This window comes from Acetobacter okinawensis JCM 25146 (assembly GCF_000613865.1).
GTDB lineage: Bacteria > Pseudomonadota > Alphaproteobacteria > Acetobacterales > Acetobacteraceae > Acetobacter > Acetobacter okinawensis.
The window spans coordinates 1-4,717 of record NZ_BAJU01000079.1 but is presented as its reverse complement, the minus strand read 5'-3'; the positions used below and the strand labels follow the sequence as shown (position 1 = coordinate 4,717).

General features: G+C 62.4%; 3 protein-coding genes and 1 pseudogene. 2 read left to right on the top strand and 2 right to left on the bottom strand.

Annotation, left to right across the window (positions count from 1 at the left end):
* Both JCM25146_RS15395 and JCM25146_RS15390 read right to left on the bottom strand, forming a co-directional pair.
* The coding region (locus tag JCM25146_RS15395) for a diaminopimelate epimerase (RefSeq protein WP_025829138.1) at positions 1-335 on the bottom strand (335 nt) is incomplete at its 3' end.
* Positions 336-461: 126 nt separating this feature from the next.
* Complete coding sequence (locus tag JCM25146_RS15390) at positions 462-863, bottom strand: VOC family protein (RefSeq protein ID WP_025829136.1); 402 nt, start codon at positions 861-863, stop codon at positions 462-464.
* A gap of 123 nt (positions 864-986) precedes the next feature.
* On the opposite strand from JCM25146_RS15390, the pseudogene JCM25146_RS20135 reads away from it, so the two are divergent.
* Together JCM25146_RS20135 and JCM25146_RS15380 are read left to right on the top strand one after the other, a co-directional pair.
* A pseudogene (locus JCM25146_RS20135) lies at positions 987-2,945 on the top strand (hypothetical protein).
* Positions 2,946-3,074: 129 nt separating this feature from the next.
* On the top strand, positions 3,075-4,717 hold a 1,643-nt coding region (locus JCM25146_RS15380; protein WP_025829134.1), incomplete at its 3' end, for a DEAD/DEAH box helicase.

Genomic DNA, 4,717 nt, shown 5'->3' with positions numbered 1-4,717 from the left:
CCGTCGGGTGTGCGGTGGGTGGGCAGCAGGCCCGCAAGGGTTTGCAACACAGGAGTTGCGTTGCCACTGAGCCGCCACACAAGATCGGCCACGCAGCGCGAGGCATTGCCGCAGGCCCCGGCCTCCGACCCGTCGGGGTTGAAAAAGCGGACAAACACGTCCGCCCCCTCTGCCGCGGGCGCGCGCAGGGTCACAAGCTGGTCACAGCCAATACCCCGGCGACGGTGCGCAAGGGCTGCAATACGGGCTGGGGTGAGCGAGAGGTCACCCGCCCGCTCGTCCAGGATGACAAAGTCATTCCCCAGACCGTGCATTTTGTAAAAAGAGGTCAGCATTGCGCGCCTTATATGCCAATTCGGACCGGGATGCCATGCCCCACCCACACGCCTGAGCGCACGGCAGGCCCTTATGCCAATACCATGGCGGGCCTGCCCCTGTCCCGGCCCATATGGGCGGGCAGGTCAGATAAAGCGGCCGGGTGCGCCGCGTTGCAGCACTTCAATCTTATACCCGTCCGGGTCGGTCAGGAAGAAAAACTGCCCGACCACCGTGCCGTTGTGCTGGAGGGTCTTAACATCCGTCACCGCATACCCCAGCGCACTGATCCGCGCATGCTCGGCCTGCACATCCGCCACCGAAACCGCAAGATGGCCGTAGCCATCCCCCAGCGCATAGGGTTGGGTCCGCCCGTGGTTGATGGTCAGCTCCAGCTCAAAGCTCTGCTCGGCATTGGCCAGATAAAGCAGTGTAAAACTATCGAACTCAAACCGCCCTACAGGAGCAAGTCCCAGCGTATTGGCATAAAACGTAGTGGACCTGTGCTCATCCAGTACGCGCAACATGCTGTGGATCATTCTGGCCATGCTAGACTTCCTTTTCCGCGATGCTCAGTTTTTTCAAACTCTATTGCGCCTTCTTTAGCGCCAGCCGCGTTTGTTCTGAAATTATTTTTTAAACTGACGGCCCTTTACTAAGGGGAGACAAAAATGGTTCAGATCACACTAGGTTCCCGCGTAACACTTGCCAGAAAATGAAGAGAGCATGCGCATCTTTCAGTCCCTGCACGCCTCTTGGGCGCATTGCATGAAAAACCGCCTGTGTATGGGTACGGTGCTGGCCTCCGGCCCGTTGCTACTCTGCCTTGGCACGCCCGCCATGGCGGCGGGGGACGATGCATCGCTTGATGCGCTGGAACAGCAGATCTCTCGCATTCAGTCCGAACAGCGCGCTTTGCAAAAAGCCCTTGTCAGTGTGCAAAAGCAGATTGCCGCCCACCGCACCGTGGCCCACGCAGGCACTGCAGCCGCACACCACGGACTGGCCGCACACCAGCTTGCCAGCATGGACGCCGCCGACAACGAGGCAGGCATTGCCGTAGCCTCCACCGGACATGAGGACGAGCCCGCCCCCCACCACCTTGGTGCCAATGGCCACTTCCATGCCAGCGGGCCAGACGCCCAGCCCGTGTTTGGTGGTGCGGAAGACACCCCGACCGTGGAATCCGTGGTGGGCCACCGCGCGGAAGACGTGATCTCCCGCGTGGCGGAAAACGGCGTTGGCCCCCACTCGCGCGAAACGGCGGGCGCGCAGGCCGCCGGTGCGCTAGGTGACCACGGGGTGTTCCACCTTGGCCCCGTCACCCTTATTCTGGGTGGGTTCATTGACGCATCAGCGGTGGAGAGCAACCGCCACACCGCCAGCGGCACCTTCAACTTCTGGCAGGCAACCCCGTTCAAGAACGAACCGCGCTACCACACCGACAATTTTGACGGCAGCGCGCGCTACAGCCGCCTCTCGCTCATGGCACGCGGGAATGTGGACAAATACTCCACCATCTCCGGTGTGTTTGAAATGGACTTTGGTGCAGGGGCCGCCACCACCGATGCGTATGAGAGCAACAGCTACGCTTTTCGTATGCGGCAGGCCTATCTTGCGTATGACAACAGCAAGGAGAACTTCCACTTCCTTGCCGGTCAGGCGTGGAGCATGCTTACCCCCGGACGTGTAGGGATTATCCCGCGACAGGAAAGCCTGCCCGAAACCATAGAATCCTCCATGCTTGTCGGGCAGACATGGGCGCGGCAGTTGCAGTTCCGCTTTGTAAAAGACTTCCTCAACCACCGCCTGTGGACTGGCCTGTCGATTGAAAACTCGGCAACGCTGTACAGCACCAATGGATTTACATCCGGCAGCACGGACGGTCAGGTTTACCTGCCTGGCGGGCAGACGGTCACCATTGGCTCCGCTGGCACGGGCCTGACCAACAACGCCCTCTTCCCCAACGAAATAGCCCCCGATGTCATCGGCAAGATCGCATGGGACCCGCACTGGGGCCATTACGAGGTCGAGGGTATTCTCCACTTCCCGCATGACCGCGTATCCACCCTTGGGGCAGGCAAAAACCACACCGCCGTAGGTGGTGGAGGTGGCGGGTCCATGATCCTGCCAGTGGTGCCACACAAGGTGGAAGTCCGGCTGGCGGGCATTGCGGGCTATGGTATTGGCCGCTACGGCTCCGTGCTGCTGCCCGATGCCACGCTCAAGTCCAACGGTGCACCCTCCCCCCTGTTTTCCATGCAGGGAACGGCAGGAATTATCGCCCACCCCAACCCGCTCATTGACGTGTATGGCTATTTTGGCTACCAACAGGCCGGTCGCAGCTACTTCTCTGAAGGTGGCACCTCCTATGGTTATGGCAATCCTGCTATAACAGCGCCGGGTGCTATACCGAATTGGGCAGTTGTGACGCTGGCAGTAACATCCATAGTGTTATGGAAGCCACAGTCGGAGCGTGGTATCGTTTCCTTAAAGGTCGTTACGGCACGGTAGAAGGTGGTGTGCAGCTTGCCTACTCGCGCATTCATGCGTGGGAGGGCAACGGCGGCGCGCCAGACACCAGCCTGAGCGAAGTCTTTATGGATTTCCGTTACCTACCCTTCCAGTAAGGATGTCTTTTACAGGTTGCCGGGGTGCAGCGGGTCCGCAGCACACAGCCCCGACACAAGAGAGAGGTCTTTCCGGACAGGACGCTTTATTCCCCTCTCTCTTGCCTGCATTGTCTGGACCTCATTTATATGCCTTTTCAAAATGCTCCCGCCCCGCTCGCTCAGGCTCTGGCCGCGCGCGGGTTTGAAGCCCCGACCTCCGTTCAGGCCGCCATTCTGGCCGATGACGCAAAAGGTCGCGACCTGCTTGTTTCCGCCCGCACGGGCTCGGGCAAGACGGTAGCCTTCGGCCTCTCCCTTGCTGACACGCTGCTCAACGGCGCAGACCGCTGCGGCCCCTCCGGCGCACCGCTCGCACTGGTCATTGCCCCCACGCGTGAACTCGCCCTGCAGGTCCGCAGCGAGCTGGAGTGGCTGTACGCCAAGACCGGCGCGCGCATTGTCTCCTGCGTTGGCGGCATGGAACCGCGGACGGAAGCCCGCCACCTGTCCGCTGGCTGCCACATTGTTGTCGGCACCCCCGGCCGCCTGTGCGACCACCTCAAGCGCGGCAACCTCGACCTGTCGCAGCTCAAGGCCGCCGTGCTGGACGAAGCAGACGAAATGCTCGACCTCGGATTCCGTGACGAGCTGGAAACCCTGCTGGACGCCACCCCCAAGGACCGCCGCACGCTGCTGTTCTCCGCCACCATTGCGCGTGAGATCGCAGGCCTTGCCAAGCGCTACCAGCATGACGCCCTGCGCGTGGATACGGTCGGCCCCAACACCGCCCATACCGACATTACCTACCGTGGCGTGCTGGTAGACCAGGGCGATATGGCCCGCGCCGTTGTCAACGTGCTGCGTCTGGTTGAATCCCCCTCCGCCATTGTGTTCTGCCACACGCGTGAGGCTGTGCGTCAGCTCCAGAGCATCCTGACCGAACGTGGCTTTGCCTCCGTCGCCATTTCGGGCGATCTGGGGCAGAACGAGCGCACCCGCGCCATTGAGAGCCTGCGCCACGGGCAGGCCCGTGTGTGCGTGGCCACCGACGTGGCCGCACGCGGGATTGATATTCCCGACCTTGGGCTGGTTATCCACGCAAGCCTGCCGTCCAACCCCGCTACCCTGCTGCACCGCTCGGGCCGTACGGGCCGCGCGGGCAAAAGTACCTGCGTCCTGCTGGTCCCGCCCTCACGCCGCCGTCTGGCCGAGCGCCTGCTGCAGGCTGCCAAGGTGACGGCAGAATGGAGTGGTGCTCCCACACCGCAGGCCATTGCCGAGGCCGATGCAGAGCGTCTGCTGGGTGCGCACTTCCTCTCGCTCCCCCCATCAGAGAACGAGAACATTCAGGCACTGACCGCCCGCCTTGTGGCCGAGCACACACCCGAGCAGCTTGCAACCGCCCTTGTGGGCATGTGGCGCAAAAGCCTGCCCGAACCCGCACAGCTGCGCGTGATTACGCCAGACGCCACCCGCACCCGTGGCCCACGCGACGAAAACGCCCCCCCGCGCGAGCCGCGTGAACGCGCACCGGAGATGAACGGAAGCTGGTTCCGCCTGTCCGTTGGCCGGGCAGACCGGGCAGACCCCAAATGGCTGGTGCCCGTGCTGTGCCGCCTTGGGGGCATTAAAAAGCAGGACATCGGGGCAATCCGCATTGTGAATGACCATACGCTGGTGGAAATTGCACAGGACAAGGCTGAACGCTTTGCCGCCTGCGCCGCTGCCGCCGATGCGGATGAAATGACCGTGGAACCCGCAGCAGCCCCCCGCAAAGGCCCGCCCGGCGC